A 17,201-nucleotide genomic window follows, 5' to 3' on the forward strand; every position below is an offset into this window, starting at 1 on the left:
TTTGCTTATGAGAAACGATCACGGATAATAAAGAACATTGCTTATCAGATGTATATCTAAACGAGATCCTGACAACCGAATGCCTGAACAACATCGTTACACGCTCCCAACGGGCGCTTCCGATCAGCGCCAGTTGGGTGAGCTTACGGGTGCCGCCTGCGCAACGCTGGTCGCCGAAATCGCCGAACGTCACGCGGGTCCAGTGGTGCTGATCGCACCGGACATGCAAAATGCTTTGCGTCTGCATGATGAAATTCGTCAGTTTACTGACCAGATGGTGATGAACCTGCCCGACTGGGAAACGCTTCCCTATGACAGCTTTTCTCCCCATCAGGAGATTATCTCCTCACGGCTCTCCACGCTGTATCAACTGCCCGCCATGCAGCGCGGCGTACTGATCGTTCCGGTAAATACGCTGATGCAGCGTGTCTGTCCGCACAGCTATCTGCACGGTCATGCGCTGGTCATGAAAAAAGGCCAGCGGCTTTCGCGCGACGCCTTGCGCGAACAACTGGACAGTGCTGGCTATCGCCATGTTGATCAGGTCATGGAACACGGCGAATACGCCACGCGTGGCGCATTGTTAGATCTGTTCCCGATGGGCAGCGAATTGCCTTATCGTCTGGATTTCTTTGATGACGAAATCGACAGCCTGCGTCTGTTTGATACTGACACTCAGCGCACGCTGGAAGAAGTCGATGCCATTAATTTGCTGCCCGCACACGAATTCCCGACTGACAAAACGGCCATTGAGCTGTTCCGTAGTCAGTGGCGTGATACGTTTGAGGTAAAACGCGACGCCGAGCATATTTATCAACAGGTCAGCAAAGGCACGTTACCTACGGGGATTGAATACTGGCAGCCGCTGTTTTTCAGCGAGCCGCTGCCGCCGCTGTTCAGCTACTTCCCCGCCAATACGTTGTTGGTAAATACCGGCGATATCGAGACCAGCGCAGCACGCTTCCAGGCCGATACCCTGTCACGCTTTGAGAATCGCGGCGTTGATCCGATGCGCCCGCTTCTGCCACCGGAATCGCTGTGGCTGCGGGTTGATGAGCTGTTTTCTGAACTTAAACGCTGGCCGCGCGTTCAGCTGAAAACCGAGAGTCTGCCGAAGAAAGCGGCGAATACCAACCTCGGGTTCCAGAAGCTGCCGGATATCGCCGTTCAGGCACAGCAAAAAGCACCGTTAGATGCATTACGTAAATTCCTTGAAGGCTTTACCGGTCCGGTAATTTTCTCGGTGGAAAGTGAAGGACGCCGGGAAGCGCTAGGCGAACTACTCGCCCGCATCAAAGTCGCGCCGAAGCGGATATTGCGACTCGACGAAGCCGTAGACAACGGTCGTTATCTGATGATTGGCTCAGCCGAGCACGGCTTCATCGATAGCAAACGCAATCTGGCGCTGATTTGTGAAAGCGATCTGCTCGGTGAACGTGTGGCGCGTCGCCGCCAGGATTCTCGTCGCACCATCAACCCGGACACGTTAATTCGTAACCTCGCGGAGCTGCATCCCGGTCAGCCAGTGGTGCATCTGGAGCACGGCGTGGGTCGCTATGCCGGTATGACCACGCTGGAAGCAGGCGGCATTACCGGTGAATACCTGATGCTCACCTATGCCAACGACGCCAAACTGTATGTGCCGGTGTCGTCGCTGCATCTGATAAGCCGCTACGCCGGCGGCGCGGAAGAGAATGCGCCGCTGCATAAACTGGGCGGTGATGCCTGGTCACGCGCCCGACAGAAAGCCGCTGAGAAAGTCCGCGATGTCGCGGCAGAGCTGCTGGATATTTATGCCCAGCGCGCAGCGAAAGAAGGCTTTGCCTTTAAGCATGACCGTGAACAGTACCAGCTGTTTTGCGACAGCTTCCCGTTTGAAACCACGCCCGACCAGGCACAGGCGATCAACGCGGTACTCAGCGATATGTGTCAACCACTGGCCATGGACCGACTGGTGTGTGGCGATGTCGGCTTTGGTAAAACCGAAGTCGCGATGCGTGCCGCCTTTCTCGCCGTAGAGAATCACAAGCAGGTTGCCGTGTTGGTACCGACCACCCTGCTCGCTCAGCAGCACTTCGACAACTTCCGCGACCGCTTTGCCAACTGGCCGGTACGCATTGAGATGCTGTCCCGTTTCCGTAGCGCCAAAGAGCAAGCGCAGATTCTGGAGCAGGTTGCCGAAGGTAAAATCGATATTCTCATCGGCACTCACAAACTGCTGCAAGCGGATGTGAAGCTAAAAGATCTGGGGCTGCTGATTGTCGATGAAGAGCACCGTTTCGGCGTTCGCCACAAAGAACGTATCAAGGCAATGCGCGCGGATGTAGATATTCTGACTCTGACGGCAACGCCAATTCCGCGCACGCTCAACATGGCGATGAGCGGCATGCGCGATCTGTCGATCATCGCCACACCACCCGCTCGTCGTCTGGCGGTCAAAACCTTTGTGCGCGAATATGACAACCTGGTGGTACGCGAGGCTATCCTGCGTGAAGTTATGCGCGGGGGACAAGTTTATTATCTCTTTAACGACGTCGAAAATATCCAGAAAACCGCTGACCGATTAGCGGAACTGGTGCCGGAAGCGCGCATTGGTATCGGCCACGGGCAAATGCGCGAGCGCGAACTGGAACGCGTGATGAACGATTTCCACCACCAGCGTTTTAACGTGCTGGTGTGTACCACCATTATCGAAACCGGGATCGACATTCCCACTGCCAACACCATCATCATTGAACGAGCTGACCACTTCGGTTTAGCGCAATTGCATCAGCTACGGGGTCGTGTGGGACGCTCACACCATCAGGCATACGCCTGGCTGCTAACGCCGCATCCAAAAGCGATGACCACCGACGCACAAAAACGCCTGGAAGCCATCGCCTCGCTGGAAGATTTAGGTGCAGGTTTTGCGCTGGCGACCCACGACCTCGAAATTCGTGGCGCAGGGGAACTGCTGGGCGAAGATCAAAGTGGCTCCATGGAAAGCATCGGTTTCTCACTGTATATGGAGCTGCTGGAAAACGCTGTCGATGCGCTCAAAGAAGGGCGTGAACCGTCGCTGGAAGATCTCACCAGCCAGCAAACCGAAGTCGAACTGCGCATGCCATCGCTTCTCCCGGATAACTATATCCCGGATGTCAACACGCGACTGTCGTTCTACAAGCGCATTGCCAGTGCGAAAGGCGAAACCGAGCTGGAAGAAATTAAGGTCGAGCTGATAGACCGTTTTGGCCTGCTGCCCGACCCGGCCCGGACGTTGCTGGATATTGCCCGTTTACGCCAGCAGGCGCAGAAACTGGGGATCAGAAAGCTCGAAGGCAATGAAAAAGGCGGTACTATTGAGTTTGCCGAGAAAAACCATGTTAACCCAGTCTGGCTAATTGGTTTACTGCAAAAACAACCGCAGCACTTCCGTCTGGATGGTCCAACACGCCTGAAATTCATGCAGGAGTTGGGCGAGCGTAAAGCACGGATCGACTGGGTTCGCCAGTTTATGCGCCAGCTTGAAGAGAACGCCGTAGCCTAGCGTCAAGCCGGGTGAGTCCTCCACTCACCCGGCCTGATGAATTTACAAACTCTTTGCACTTCCCTGCACTTCCCGACACTGCAAACCGCCATAATTCTTGTTTACTTTTACATAATAAAAACCACGTAAAAACAATGGATTTATGGTGATGTTAAACAATAAACGACTCTCTCGTTGGTTAGCATTTTTTACGCTTGCCGCGACCTTCGCGTTAGCACTTCCGGCCCAGGCAAATACCTGGCCGCTGCCGCCACCGGGAAGCCGCGTGGTGGGTCAGAATGCCGTTCATGTTGTCGAAGACAATGGCGGTTCTCTGGAAGCAATTGCGAAAAAATACAATGTCGGCTTTCTGGCGCTGCTACAGGCCAACCCCGGCGTTGACCCTTACGTACCACGTCCGGGCAGCGTGCTGACTATTCCGTTACAAACTCTGCTGCCGGACGCGCCGCGCGAAGGCATTGTTATCAACCTCGCCGAACTGCGTCTTTATTATTACCAGCCGGGGACAAATTCGGTGACCGTGTATCCTATTGGTATTGGCCAGTTAGGCGGTGACACGCTGACGCCCACAATGGTAACCACCATCTCTGATAAACGTGCCAACCCAACCTGGACGCCTACGGCAAATATCCGCGCGCGATACAAAGCGAACGGGATCGACCTTCCTGCCGTGGTGCCTGCCGGGCCGGATAACCCGATGGGCCATCATGCCATTCGCTTAGCGGCATACGGCGGCGTGTATCTGCTGCACGGAACTAATGCTGATTTTGGCATCGGAATGCGCGTCAGTTCCGGCTGTATTCGTCTACGCGACGGTGATATCGAAACCCTGTTCCGTCAGGTGAAGCCAGGAACCAAGGTCAATATTATCAATACGCCAATCAAAGCATCTGTTGAACCTAACGGCGTGCGCCTGGTTGAAGTACACCAGCCGTTGTCCGAAAAAATCAATGACGACCCGCAATTGCTGCCGATCGTGCTGAACGCATCCATGCAGGCGTTTAAGAATGCGGCGCAAACGGACTCTGCCGTCATGGAACATGCGATGGAGATTCGCTCAGGCATGCCGGTCGATGTCACCCGTCATCACGACGTTGCTCAACAACCGCTGTAATTCAGCGCATAAAAAACCCCCGCTGGATTTTATTCCTCGGGGGTTTTTTATTTAACTCGCAGTGGCATTGCGATGGGTTAAATCTTATTTGTAGATAACGGCAGTCCCGTGGAGGGTGTTAGGACCGGTAACAGAAGTAATACGGAAAGACTTCGCCCCCATCTCATCCGCTTTCTGCGCCAGTTGATCTTCCAGAGAACCTAAGTTAGTCCCCGCATTCGCAGAAATAGTACCGACTTTCTGTTGGCCCGCAGGTGTGGCCTGAACTTCAACGGCAGCAAAGCTTGCAAATGAGAGTGAGCTAAGAACAGCAGCAACAAACAGAGTTTTTACGTTTTTCATGATAGTGACCTTTAGCAGATGAATGTGTGTCGCAAAGATTAACTTAACGATCGATAGGTAAATCATAGATGTGATACAGGTCACACGTCAACATTTTTTTATAATGATCGTTATATAAAATACAAAGACCTTATTTTTCATATCAATAGCGTTAAATTATTTTTATCGCTAATCCGCTGGAGTGTGCAGTCGAATATTTTTATAATGGTTATTCAATAAACCCAACAAAGGTACATCGGCGCCATGACAACTGAAATGACAGGTTGTGCTAAAAAAAGCCGTGGCCGACCAAAAGTGTTCGACAGGGAAGCCGCGCTTGATAAGGCCATGACACTCTTCTGGCAGCACGGGTATGAAGCGACATCGCTCGCCGATCTGGTAGAAGCAACCGGCGCAAAAGCGCCCACGCTGTATGCGGAGTTCACCAATAAAGAGGGGTTGTTTCGTGCCGTACTGGACCGCTACATCACCCGCTTCGCGGCGAAACATGAAGCCCAGTTATTTTGTGAAGAAAAAAGTCTTGAGTGCGCGCTGGAAGACTATTTCACCGCAATAGCAACCTGCTTTACCAGTAAAGACACCCCGGCGGGATGTTTCATGATTAACACATCCGCGACACTGGCGGCCTCTTCCCGGGATATTGCGCACACGGTGAAATCCCGCCATGCAATGCAGGAACAGACGCTTACCCAGTTCCTTCACCAGCGCCAGCAACGAGGCGAAATTCCTGCCCATTGCGACGTGCAAAAACTGGCCGAATACCTGAACTGTATTTTACAGGGTATGTCGATCAGCGCCCGTGAAGGCGCAACGTTTGAAAAACTGATGCAAATCGCACACACGACTCTGCGACTGTGGCCTGAACTTATCAAAGTTTAACCCTTTCCCGCTATTTCCCCGCAGTACTGACACCACCGGGAGCTGATTAAGCCCCCGGTTAGATTCCCGCGGATTACCCCTACATTATTCAGTGTTTTCAGCATCTTATCCGATCATTTTTTGTAAAATGTATTGATAACAACAATTATTATCAGCAATATTCGCATTTGTTTTAACGCCGGTTTCACAATGTAACCATCGGTTTCTCTACCGCCATAACAAAAAAGATCGACTCTTTTTAAAAGGAATACGAATGCATAAGCGTCTCTGGGTGCTCAATCCTCTCTTGTTGTCTTTAACTCTCCCAGCCATCGCGGCTGAGGAAGATAACCTCATCGTCAGTGCCAACCGTAGTCAACGCACCGTGGCAGAAATGGCACAAACGACCTGGGTTATTGAAGGAAGCGAGATTGAACAGCAGGTTCAGGGGGGGAAAGAGTTCAAAGATGTTCTTGCTCAGTTAATCCCAGGAATCGATGTCAGCAGCCAGGGGCGCACAAACTACGGCATGAATATGCGCGGTCGTGCCATCGTAGTACTGATAGACGGTGTCCGTCTGAACTCCTCGCGTACTGACAGTCGTCAACTGGATTCTATTGATCCGTTTAACATCGCACACATTGAAGTCATCTCAGGTGCAACCTCACTGTATGGCGGCGGCAGTACCGGTGGGTTAATCAACATTGTCACCAAAAAAGGCCAGCCGGAGCGTGAAGTAGAACTCGAACTGGGGAGTAAAAGCGGCTTCAATAACAGTAACGATCATGATGAACGCGTTGCCGCGGCGGTGAGCGGAGGAACCGATCGCGCTTCCGGGCGCATGTCCGTCGCGTATCAACGGTTTGGCGGCTGGTATGACGGCAATCACGATGCCCTGCTGCTGGATAACACCCAAACCGGCCTGCAGCACTCCGATCGTCTGGACGTGATGGGCACCGGAACGATTGAGCTTGACAACAACCGTCAGTTACAACTGGTTACGCAGTATTATAAGAGCCAGGGGGATGACGATTACGGACTGGATCTTGGCGAGAACATGTCCGCCGTGACGGGAAACGGTAAGGCTTATACCAGCAGCGGACTGAATTCCGATCGTATTCCCGGCACCGAGCGTCATCTGATCAGCCTGCAGTATTCAGACGCGGATTTCTTCGGCCAGAACCTGGTCAGCCAAATCTATTACCGTGACGAATCGCTGAAATTCTACCCCTTCCCTACGCTGAGCAAAGGTAAGGTCACCAGTTTCTCCGCATCGCAGCAGGACACAGACCAGTTTGGTGCCAAAATCACCCTCAACAGCCAGCTGATGGACAACTGGGAGCTGACGTGGGGTGTCGATGCCGATCACGAAACCTTCGATTCCAATCAGAAATTCTTCGATCTGGCCTGGTCCCTGCCCTCCGGCGGTATGGACAACCGAACCGCTTATACCACCGGGCGTTACCCCGGTTACAGCATCACCAACTTCGCGCCTTTCCTGCAGAACAGCTATGACATTAACGACATCTTTACCCTCAGCGGCGGTGTGCGCTATCAATGGACCGAAAACAGGGTGGATGATTTCGTGGGTTATGCCCAACAACAGGGAATTGCCACCGGCCTGGCAAACTCCGCCGATACCATTCCTGGCGGTAAAACCGATTACGATAATTTCCTGTTTAACGCCGGTATCCTCGCCCACCTGACCGACCGTCAGCAGACATGGTTTAACTTCTCTCAGGGCGTGGAGCTTCCGGACCCGGGGAAATATTACGGTAACGGCACCTATTCCCTGGTTGGCGATCATTACCAGCTCCAGCGCAGCGTCAACGTGGCGGACTCACGCCTGGAGGGGATTAAAGTTAACTCCTACGAACTGGGATGGCGCTACACTGGCGACAGTCTGCGCACGCAGCTGGCCGCTTACTACTCTACTTCGGATAAATCGATCGTTATCAACCGCAGCGATATGACCATTAACGTCCAGCCCGACGATCGCCGTATTTATGGCCTTGAAGGTGCGGTGGATTATTTCATTGCGGATACGGACTGGAGTCTGGGCGGCAACTTCAACGTCATTAAATCGGAAGTGAAGCAAAACGGTAAGTGGCAGAAATGGGATGTCACCCTGGCTTCCCCGTCCAAAGCCACCGCGTGGGTCGGCTGGGCACCTGAACCGTGGACATTGCGCGTACAGAGCCAGCAAACATATGATCTGACGGACGCCAGCGGCAATAAGCTGGACGGCTATAACACGATGGACTTTATCGGCAGCTATCAGCTCCCGTTGGGTAAACTGACCTTTAGCGTGGAAAACCTGCTGAATGAAGAATACACCACGCTGTGGGGACAACGTGCGCCACTGCTGTACAGCCCAACCTACGGTAGCCCGTCACTGTATGAATACAAAGGCCGGGGCCGCACCTTTGGTCTGAACTACGCCTTAACCTTCTGATAAAAAAAGCCCCCCAGCCTGAGCGAATGGGGGGCTAATGTTCAGGATAATGCTATTTTACGCTTTGTTATTCAGTACCAACTGTCCGTTGTTATCCAACGGAATTTGCGCGCCGGGGTCCTTATCCATACGGATTTTCCCCTGCTGATCGCCAATTTTGTACGTCACGTCGTAGCCCAGCATTTTTTCAGATTTGTCATACACCGTTTTACAACGCTGCTGCGTGGTAGTGTACGTATCATTTTCTTGCATCGAACCCTGGATCTGGTTACCTGCATAACCGCCGCCTAAAGCACCGGCCACGGTAGCAATATCTTTACCGCGTCCGCCGCCAAACTGATGGCCGATAACGCCACCAGCAACCGCACCCAGCACGGAACCCGCGATACGGTTTTCATCTTGTACCGGCTTACGGTGCGTGACCGTCACGTTCCGACACTCCTGGCGCGGTGTTTTTACCGACTCTTTAATCGGTGTTGCAGAGACAACTTGTGCATACTGTGGGCCACGCTCGAAAACGTTAAGACTGGCCACCGCTGCAACACCCAGCGCAGCAGCTACGCCAATCCCTATACCCGCCAACATAGATTTATTCACGGGACTTCCTCCTTTTTTGCTATTAGCAACAACTTTGCAACAGAAGGTAAGGAATGCCAATCAGATTACGGATGAAAATAGCACGAGGAGGAGCGAAGGCAGGATGATTCGGAGAACTCTGAAGGAAGGCGCCGGATAAGTACAATCATCCGACGCCATAAGCCGTATTAATGCAGTTTCAGACGCGGGCGGATCACCCGGTTAATGCTGCCAACCAGCATCATCAGACCGGTTTTAAAGTAACCGTGCAGAGCAATCTGGTGCATGCGGTACAGTGAGATGTACACAAAGCGCGCAATACGCCCTTCTACCATCATCGAACCACGGGTCAAGTTACCCATCAGGCTACCCACGGTAGAGAAGTTAGAAAGTGAAACCAGAGAGCCGTGGTCTTTGTACTGATACGCTTTCAGCGGCTTGCCGTTCATCTGCGCCAAAATGTTGTTCATTGCGCAGCTTGCCATCTGGTGCGCAGCCTGAGCGCGCGGCGGCACAAAACCACCTTCCGGGCGAGCGCAGGAAGCGCAGTCGCCAATCGCGTACACGTCGGGATCGCGCGTGGTCTGCAGAGTCGGCTCAACCACCAGTTGGTTAATACGATTGGTTTCCAGACCGCCAATGTCCTTCATAAAGTCTGGCGCTTTGATCCCCGCAGCCCACACCATCAGATCGGCTTCAATGTACTCGCCATCCTTGGTATGCAGTCCGCCTTCATCAGCGCTGGTTACCATCGTCTGGGTCAGTACGCGTACGCCCAGTTTGGTTAACTCATTATGCGCAGCACTGGAAATACGTGGCGGCAACGCAGGCAGAATACGCTCACCGGCTTCTACCAGCGTAACGTTCAGCGCTTCGTTAGTCAGCCCTTTGTAACCATAGCTGTGCAGCTGTTTTACCGCATTGTGCAGCTCGGCTGAGAGTTCAACCCCCGTCGCACCGCCGCCGACAATGGCGATATTTACTTTGCCGTTAGCGCCCAGATTCGCGGAATACTTCAGGAACAGATTCAGCATCTCCTGGTGGAAACGACGCGCCTGATGCGGGTTATCCAGGAAAATGCAGTTTTCTTTGACGCCCGGCGTATTGAAATCGTTGGAGGTACTGCCCAACGCCATCACCAGCGTGTCATACGGGACTTTGCGCTCAGGAACCAGCAGCTCGCCCTTCTCATCGCGCAGCTCGGCAAGAGTAATGGTTTTCGCTTCGCGATCGATATCCACCACCGAACCCAACTGAAACTGGAAACCGTGGTTACGGGCATGCGCCAGATAGCTCAGCGCATCCACGCCTTCGTCCAGGGAACCCGTCGCGACTTCATGCAGTAACGGTTTCCATAAATGGCTGTGGTTTCTGTCCACCAGCGTGATTTTGGCCTTTTTCTTGCGCCCCAGCTTTTTACCCAGCTGCGTCGCCATTTCCAGTCCGCCAGCACCGCCGCCGACAATCACGATTCTTTTTAATGGTGTAGTCAACGTGACCCCCTTAAATTTATTAACCAATTGTTAATTAAAAGTTATAGGCATAGCCTTTAATTAACAACAAGTTACGATAATGAAAATGTTCTTCGAGAGTGAGAATAACACGAACGGTGCATTGGTCATACCAAAATTGATGTGTATCAAGTTTTGATGCTGAAAAGATAGACAACACGAACTTTAAGAACAAAAAAACCAGCCCAAAGGCTGGTTTTTTACACGTTCATTGAGGATTAACCTAACGTCTTGAACGCTTTGATGCGCTGCAAATGCGGGGAGATATTCTTAAACTTGTGCGTCTGCTCTTCGTCCCAGACTATCTCGTAAAAATGATGCAGCTCTTCTGACGAACGCTGACTATTGAGCGCTTCATCATGACGTGACAGGATCACCAGGCAGCGATCGCGATTCTTTTCGCGGAAATTGGTCACGCATTTTGTCGCGATATCGGCATACTCTTCAGGCCTGTCGATTTTTCCCTCCATGTTCTCATACGGGAACAGGTTGGGATTAAACACTACCTGACGAATATCACACAGGAAACCAATCCGTTCAGCCCAATATCCCCCGAGCCCCACGCCACAAATCAGCGGACGGTCGTCCACATTAAGCTGCAGCATTTTGTCCACTTCTTTCAGTAGATGCTGCATGTCATGTTTAGGATGCCGCGTACTGTAGCTAATCAGCCTGACATCCGGGTCGATGAACTGCAACTGCAACACCTTTTCGTGGTTGCCCGGGCTGTTAGAGTCAAAACCGTGTAAATAGATAATCATCGCATCCTCGCCAAACTTGCGTTAATGACCTGCTTTCTCTTCCTGCCAGCGCTCATGAAGCTGGTTGAGCTGGGCGCTTACCGTCTTCCAGCGTGCCGAGTCCATCAGTTCCTGACGTGAAAATGAACCTTTATGATACAAACGTGTAACACGTTCTGCATTGATCGGCGACAGATTATCTAACACACTGACCGCGCCTTTACGATTATTGCAGACCAGGATCATATCGCAACCCGCATCCAGCGATGCCTGACCACGCTCCGCATAGCTTCCCATAATCGCCGCCCCTTCCATCGACAAATCATCGGAGAAAATGACGCCATCGAAACCAAGCTCCTGACGCAGCACCGTTTTCAGCCAGTGTGGCGAACCGCTCGCCGGACGCGGGTCCACGTCACTGTAGATGACATGCGCAGGCATAATGGCATCGAGTTTGTTTTCCGTAATCAACGTCTGGAACACGGACATATCTTTTGCACGAATTTCGGCTTCTGAACGTGGATCGGTTGGGGTTTCTTTATGCGAATCCGCCGTCACTGCCCCATGCCCGGGGAAATGTTTACCGGTAGTTTTCATGCCAGCAGCATGCATACCGTCAATGAAGCGAGTCGCCATAGCCAGCGCTTTCCGCGGATCGGCATGGTAAGAGCGTTCGCCAATCGCCGCGCTGATATGCCCCACATCCAGCACCGGCGCAAAACTGATATCTATATCCATTGCGATCATTTCGCTGGCCATTAGCCATCCGGCGTCCTGAGCCAGATTGCCACCGTCTTCCAGACCGTGCAACGCAGCAAAGGATTGGGCCGCGGGCAGACGCGTAAATCCTTCGCGAAAACGCTGTACCCTGCCGCCTTCCTGATCTACCGCCACCACCAGATGATTGCGTGATGCCGCGCGAATCTGGCGCACTAATTCACGCAACTGTTCCGGGTCATGATAATTTCGGGTAAAGAGGATCAACCCACCTACCAGCGGATGCGCCAGAATCTCACGCTCTTCAGCGTCCAGCTCATACCCTTCGACATCCAACATTACTGGGCCCACACTGCTCTCCTTATCCTTTCATTATTAGCTGCCGCCAGGTTTCATCGGCCAGCCTGATAAATTGTCGATCGCCGGTTTGTCGCCAGCGATACTCAAACCACCCCGCTTTCAGCATTATGACCCAGGGCCGCCATCGTCTGACCTGCCGCCACAGCGCGTTTTGTTCAATGTGCGCTCGTTGGGCGTAGGCGCTCACCAGCCGTTGGTGCTGAGATTCGTCGTTGACCCAAACCGCCGCCAGCTCCAGAGCGATATCACCGTCTCCGGCATATTCCCAGTCAATCAGCCGCAGCCCTGATGCTGTACGTACGATGTTGTCACCGTGGACATCCATATGCAGAGGCCCCAGACGCAAAGGTCGAGGCTCACCGCTTTTCCTGAGTCGCTTCAACGCTCGCAACCAGCATGGCGTGCGACGCGCCGGATCGCCACACTGCCAGTACTGTTCGAGTAGCGGCAGCAGACTGATTCGCCAGCCCAATTGGGGTTGTTGGTGCAGATGATACAATAAGCCAGCGAGTTCGTCGGCGTCCGGTAATCTGGATTCAACCTTACCGTGAAAAAAGTCGACCGCCATCCACCCACGTATATAAAAGCGGGGGCGCGGCGCAAGGCTTTCAGGCAGATGCTTTAACGCGTGATAGTGGCGTAAGAAATGCGATTCCGGCGCGTCAGGGTCGTGATGACAGCGCAACACTAAGCGGTGGGTATCGTGTTCGATGATGCAGCTCCCGCCGCTCAGGCCGCTCTGGTTGGCTACGACGGGATGATACTGCGGGAAATAGCGCGACAACACCTCGTCGCGCGTCAGCCGGTTATTGTTGCTGTACGGCACCTTTACCTGACCAGATTATCTCGCCAGTTTGTACCAGCATTAATTGCATTTGCAGCGCCGGCGAATTGACGTTGCCGGAGGCGCTGGAATAGAGCACATACTGTGCGCCAACGTTACGGGCGATACCAATCGCTTTGCTGCGCGTTCCCAGACTGTCGTTCGGCGACAGACCTAACTGCTGTTTGGCGACAGCCAACTGCTGGGCGGAAACCAGGGTAAACTTGCCGTTATTCGCCAGCGCGTTCCTCAAGGTCTCGGTAGCTTCACCGGCATTCAACGAGCCGTTGGTCCGGTTATTCACGCTATCAACAAGCAGAACGCCTCCCGCTTTGACACCGTCAGCCTGCAGCATTTTGCCGACCATCGGTTGCATAGCTCCGTTCCAGTCATAGTGACGTTGACGTGGCGTCGGCTGCGCCGTTTGGTCCTCGTGCTCAATCGGACCCGGCTGCTGCGGTATGCTTGGCACCGTTGGTACAACCGGCACCGGCTGTTGCGGCTGCGCGGGCTGTTCCGGCACTGGCTTTACTTCCTCTACTGGTGCGGGCTCACGTTGCGCCACACAGCCAGAGAGAAACATCGCCAGCGCGGCAATCAGTGCGTAGCGATTCATTTTGATCATCAAGATTCACCCCTTACAAATAAAGATAAAGTCTAACCTTGTGCGCCCCCAGAAAATTGGCGCTGCCGTACAGCGTCACCGACGAATGAGCCGGGATAGTCACGCTGCGTGGCGCTTCCAGAGGATGCATTTCCAGTCCTCTGGCGTCATACCAGTAAAACCGATAATGAACGGTAACGGGTTCTTGTCTTTCGTTATAAAGTCGCGAGGATGCTGAGGCCTGAATATCAGACGTGGTTAACGTCGGCTGTTCTGCTGTAATGCCCGACGCCAGAATCGTTGATTCCATCACCAGCGACTGTTCATCACTTACCGGGATTTCAGGATGTGCCCGACAGCCAGCCAGTAGCAGCAAGCTCAGTGAAAGTGCAATGCATCCTCTGGTCATGCTTACAGACCTTTATGCGCAAGCATTGGACCCAGCGCACGTCCACCCAGCAGGTGCATATGAATGTGATACACCTCCTGACCGCCGTGACGATTGGTATTCATAATTAAACGATACCCATCCGCAGCAATGCCTTCCTGCTCGGCGATTTTCGCCGCTACGGTGATCATGCGACCCAACGCCTGCTCGTGTTCCGCCGTCACATCGTTGACGGTCGGGATCAGGACGTTAGGAATGATCAGAATGTGCGTAGGTGCCTGAGGGGAAATATCACGAAACGCAGTGACCAGTTCATCCTGGTACACGATATCTGACGGAATTTCACGACGGATAATTTTGCTGAATATAGTTTCTTCTGCCACGACGTTTTCCTTTTTCATTAACAGCCCAAGCGTTATGCCATGCTACGCCGGGTCACTCTGCGAGTATAGAGTATGAGCGAGTTACTCACGCTCTTTCAACTTTAACCCTCGATTTTTTAAGCAAAAAGCCCTGCCACTGCTGTTCTTATAACCATTTCCCGTCGCTATTGCTTAAGCATAGTACTGAAACAACATTTCACTTATGCCGTAGCATCTGTTTACACATTGAATGTGAATGCGTATATTTCGCATTTGTATTCGAGTGCGAACTTAATAATTTACAACCAAAGGGTTCATCACAACCTCAGTGATTCGAACTTAATATTAATAATTATCAAGGACTTTTCGATGTCTTTCACAACACACAACGGGGATGACCAACGCCAACCGGGGCTTGCCCCTTCTGTACTGGCAGCCTGCATCACGTTAGCACTATTGCCTTCCACCAGCCTCGCAGCCCCTGCTGAAGAGACGGTTATCGTTGAAGGCTCTGCTCCAGCTACATCCAGCGAGGAGCAGGATTACAGCGTTAAATCAACGACTGCTGGCACCAAAATGCAGATGACGCAGCGCGATATTCCGCAATCAGTCAGTATTATCAGTCAGCAGCGCATGGAAGATCAGCAACTGCAAACGCTGGGCGATGTGATGGACAACACGTTGGGGATAAGCAGAAGTCAGGCGGATTCAGATCGCAGTAGCTATTACTCTCGCGGATTTCAGATTGATAACTATATGGTCGATGGGATTCCGACCTATTTTGAATCCCGCTGGAATCTCGGTGATGCCCTTTCCGACACGGCCCTTTTTGAGCGTGTCGAAGTGGTCCGTGGCGCAAACGGGCTAATGACCGGGACGGGTAACCCCTCAGCGTCGATTAATATGATCCGTAAGCATGCCACCAGCCGCGAGTTCACCGGTAATGTTTCTGCGGAATATGGCAGTTGGAATAAACAACGATATGTGACCGATCTTCAAAGCCCGCTCACGGCAGAGGGCAACGTGCGCGGGCGCATCGTGGCAGGCTACCAGAATAACGACGCCTGGCTTGATCGCTACAATAGCGAAAAAATGTTCTTCTCCGGGATTGTCGATGCCGATCTGGGCGACACCACCAGCCTGTCTGCGGGTTATGAATACCAGCGCATTGATATCAACAGCCCAACCTGGGGTGGATTGCCGCGCTGGAATACCGACGGCAGCAAAAACAGCTATGACCGCTCGCGCAGCACTGCGCCGGACTGGGCGTACAACGATAAAGACTTCAACAAAGTGTTTGTCACCATCAAGCAACGTTTTGCCGATACCTGGCAGGCGACAATGAATGCCACCCACTCCGAGGTCAAGTTTGACAGTAAAATGATGTACGTCGATGCCTATGTCAATAAAGCCGATGGTACGCTGATTGGCCCGTATGGCAGCTATGGTCCGGGCTATGACTACGTCGGAGGTACCGGCTGGAACAGCGGCAAGCGTAAGGTAGATGCCGTCGATCTGTTCGCCGACGGCGGTTACGACCTGTTTGGTCGTCAGCATAATCTGATGCTGGGTGGCAGCTACAGTAAACAGAATAACCGTTACGAAAGCGCGTGGGCGAACGTATTCCCCAACGAAATCGGCAGTTTCTATACCTTCGATGGTAACTTCCCGGAAACCAACTGGAACCCGCAGTCATTGGCCCAGGACGATACCACGCACATGAAATCGCTCTACGCCGCAACACGTATTTCGCTGGCCGACCCACTGCATTTGATTGTCGGCGCGCGTTATACCAACTGGCGTATTGACACCCTCGCCTACAGCATGGAACAAAACCACACCACGCCGTATGCGGGCCTGGTGTATGACATTAACGATAACTGGTCTACGTACGCCAGCTATACCTCAATCTTTCAGCCGCAGAACAAGCGCGACAGTTCCGGTAAATACCTTTCCCCAATTACCGGCAATAACTATGAACTTGGCCTGAAGTCCGACTGGATGAACAGCCGTTTAACCACCACCCTCGCGGTGTTCCGCATTGAACAGGATAACGTGGGCCAATCAACCGGCGTACCAATTGCCGGTAGCAATGGCGACACGGCCTATAGAGCGATGGATGGAACGGTCAGCAAAGGGGTCGAATTCGAAGTTAACGGTGCGATCACCGATAACTGGCAGATGACGTTCGGCGCGACACGCTATGTTGCTGAAGACAACGAAGGCAATGCGGTAAACCCGAACCTACCGCGTACCACAGTAAAACTGTTTACCCGTTATCGCCTGCCAGCCATGCCGGAACTGACCGTGGGCGGTGGGGTTAACTGGCAGAATCGTGTTTATAGCGATACGGTCACGCCGTATGGCACATTCCGCACGGAACAGGGAAGCTACGCCATGGTCGATTTATTCACCCGCTATCAGGTGACGAAAAACTTCTCTGTGCAGGGTAACCTCAATAACCTGTTCGATAAAACCTACGACACCAATGTCGACGGATCTATCGTCTATGGCGAGCCGCGCAACGTCAGCGTCACCGCCAGCTATCAGTTCTGATTCGAAACACATCACGCTCCACCTGCTCGTCAGGTGGATGCATTGGACTGAGAACACAAGAAGCCCACTTAAGTTTCCTTAAGCGGGCTTCTTAAATATGGCTCCTCTGACTGGACTCGAACCAGTGACATACGGATTAACAGTCCGCCGTTCTACCGACTGAACTACAGAGGAATCGTTGTGGAGGCTTATCTTAGCGGCGAAAAAATTTTTGTCAAACCCCATTTCCCCGAATAAGTTTCAATTGATGCTTCTCTCGACAATTTGTT

At 52.7% G+C, this 17,201-nt stretch carries 14 protein-coding genes and 1 tRNA gene; 5 read left to right on the forward strand and 10 right to left on the reverse strand.

Annotation, left to right across the window (positions count from 1 at the left end; genetic code table 11):
* Window positions 1-79: 79 nt before the first annotated feature.
* Together mfd and HV350_RS14870 are read left to right on the forward strand one after the other, a co-directional pair.
* On the forward strand, window positions 80-3,526 hold the full coding sequence (gene mfd / locus HV350_RS14865) for a transcription-repair coupling factor (protein ID WP_016152681.1): 3,447 nt from the start codon (window positions 80-82) through the stop codon (window positions 3,524-3,526).
* A gap of 148 nt (window positions 3,527-3,674) precedes the next feature.
* On the forward strand, window positions 3,675-4,640 hold the full coding sequence (locus HV350_RS14870) for a L,D-transpeptidase family protein (protein ID WP_181628810.1): 966 nt from the start codon (window positions 3,675-3,677) through the stop codon (window positions 4,638-4,640).
* An 84-nt stretch (window positions 4,641-4,724) separates the two neighbouring features.
* On the opposite strand, the gene bhsA is transcribed toward HV350_RS14870, so the two are convergent.
* Window positions 4,725-4,982, reverse strand: coding sequence for a multiple stress resistance protein BhsA (gene bhsA, locus HV350_RS14875; RefSeq protein ID WP_029139491.1), 258 nt, complete (start codon window positions 4,980-4,982; stop codon window positions 4,725-4,727).
* A 243-nt stretch (window positions 4,983-5,225) separates the two neighbouring features.
* Here bhsA and comR point away from each other — a divergent pair, with 243 nt between their 5' ends.
* Together comR and HV350_RS14885 are read left to right on the forward strand one after the other, a co-directional pair.
* Window positions 5,226-5,861, forward strand: a complete 636-nt coding sequence (gene comR, locus HV350_RS14880) for a TetR family copper-responsive transcriptional repressor ComR (RefSeq protein WP_016156207.1) — start codon at window positions 5,226-5,228, stop codon at window positions 5,859-5,861.
* Window positions 5,862-6,114: 253 nt separating this feature from the next.
* Window positions 6,115-8,295 (forward strand): TonB-dependent siderophore receptor, encoded by a 2,181-nt coding sequence (locus HV350_RS14885; protein ID WP_181628811.1) that lies wholly within the window; start codon window positions 6,115-6,117, stop codon window positions 8,293-8,295.
* 57 nt (window positions 8,296-8,352) lie between these two features.
* Here the strand turns inward: HV350_RS14885 and HV350_RS14890 are convergent, their stop codons facing one another.
* From HV350_RS14890 to hinT, 8 genes are all read right to left on the reverse strand, one after another.
* Window positions 8,353-8,892: a glycine zipper 2TM domain-containing protein gene (locus HV350_RS14890; protein ID WP_003030814.1), complete on the reverse strand. Its 540-nt coding sequence runs from the start codon at window positions 8,890-8,892 to the stop codon at window positions 8,353-8,355.
* A 167-nt stretch (window positions 8,893-9,059) separates the two neighbouring features.
* Window positions 9,060-10,364, reverse strand: a complete 1,305-nt coding sequence (gene ndh / locus HV350_RS14895; protein WP_016152676.1) for an NADH-quinone dehydrogenase — start codon at window positions 10,362-10,364, stop codon at window positions 9,060-9,062.
* 236 nt (window positions 10,365-10,600) lie between these two features.
* Window positions 10,601-11,143 (reverse strand): alpha/beta hydrolase YcfP, encoded by a 543-nt coding sequence (ycfP, locus tag HV350_RS14900; protein ID WP_003030817.1) that lies wholly within the window; start codon window positions 11,141-11,143, stop codon window positions 10,601-10,603.
* Window positions 11,144-11,164: 21 nt separating this feature from the next.
* The gene (gene nagZ, locus HV350_RS14905) at window positions 11,165-12,190 is read right to left on the reverse strand and encodes a beta-N-acetylhexosaminidase (RefSeq protein WP_016152675.1); all 1,026 of its coding nucleotides are present in this window, start codon (window positions 12,188-12,190) and stop codon (window positions 11,165-11,167) included.
* A gap of 10 nt (window positions 12,191-12,200) precedes the next feature.
* The gene (thiK, locus tag HV350_RS14910) at window positions 12,201-13,025 is read right to left on the reverse strand and encodes a thiamine kinase (protein ID WP_053390188.1); all 825 of its coding nucleotides are present in this window, start codon (window positions 13,023-13,025) and stop codon (window positions 12,201-12,203) included.
* A complete protein-coding gene (gene lpoB / locus HV350_RS14915) occupies window positions 13,006-13,647 on the reverse strand; it encodes a penicillin-binding protein activator LpoB (RefSeq protein WP_016152673.1) in 642 nt (213 codons plus the stop codon). The genes thiK and lpoB overlap by 20 nt, the downstream gene beginning before the upstream one ends.
* Window positions 13,648-13,660: 13 nt before the next feature.
* A complete protein-coding gene (locus HV350_RS14920) occupies window positions 13,661-14,035 on the reverse strand; it encodes a YcfL family protein (RefSeq protein WP_019076489.1) in 375 nt (124 codons plus the stop codon).
* Window positions 14,036-14,037: 2 nt separating this feature from the next.
* Window positions 14,038-14,397, reverse strand: a complete 360-nt coding sequence (hinT, locus tag HV350_RS14925) for a purine nucleoside phosphoramidase (RefSeq protein ID WP_016156204.1) — start codon at window positions 14,395-14,397, stop codon at window positions 14,038-14,040.
* A 348-nt stretch (window positions 14,398-14,745) separates the two neighbouring features.
* Between hinT and fhuE the strand changes: the two genes are divergently transcribed.
* A complete protein-coding gene (fhuE, locus tag HV350_RS14930) occupies window positions 14,746-16,932 on the forward strand; it encodes a ferric-rhodotorulic acid/ferric-coprogen receptor FhuE (RefSeq protein WP_181628813.1) in 2,187 nt (728 codons plus the stop codon).
* A gap of 98 nt (window positions 16,933-17,030) precedes the next feature.
* Here the strand turns inward: fhuE and HV350_RS14935 are convergent.
* A tRNA-Asn gene (locus HV350_RS14935) sits at window positions 17,031-17,106 on the reverse strand.
* Window positions 17,107-17,201 lie beyond the last annotated feature (95 nt).

The organism is Citrobacter sp. RHBSTW-01013, assembly GCF_013781985.1.
Classification (GTDB): Bacteria; Pseudomonadota; Gammaproteobacteria; order Enterobacterales; family Enterobacteriaceae; genus Citrobacter; species Citrobacter braakii.

Bases quoted from the DNA above. Each gene is read 5' to 3' on its own strand.
- HV350_RS14885 (WP_181628811.1), top strand. From the start codon at position 6,115: ATGCATAAGCGTCTCTGGGTGCTCAATCCTCTCTTGTTGTCTTTAACT.
- lpoB (WP_016152673.1), bottom strand. From the start codon at position 13,647: ATGATCAAAATGAATCGCTACGCACTGATTGCCGCGCTGGCGATGTTT.
- ycfP (WP_003030817.1), bottom strand. From the start codon at position 11,143: ATGATTATCTATTTACACGGTTTTGACTCTAACAGCCCGGGCAACCAC.
- mfd (WP_016152681.1), top strand. From the start codon at position 80: ATGCCTGAACAACATCGTTACACGCTCCCAACGGGCGCTTCCGATCAG.
- bhsA (WP_029139491.1), bottom strand. From the start codon at position 4,982: ATGAAAAACGTAAAAACTCTGTTTGTTGCTGCTGTTCTTAGCTCACTC.
- HV350_RS14870 (WP_181628810.1), top strand. From the start codon at position 3,675: ATGTTAAACAATAAACGACTCTCTCGTTGGTTAGCATTTTTTACGCTT.
- comR (WP_016156207.1), top strand. From the start codon at position 5,226: ATGACAACTGAAATGACAGGTTGTGCTAAAAAAAGCCGTGGCCGACCA.
- fhuE (WP_181628813.1), top strand. From the start codon at position 14,746: ATGTCTTTCACAACACACAACGGGGATGACCAACGCCAACCGGGGCTT.
- HV350_RS14920 (WP_019076489.1), bottom strand. From the start codon at position 14,035: ATGACCAGAGGATGCATTGCACTTTCACTGAGCTTGCTGCTACTGGCT.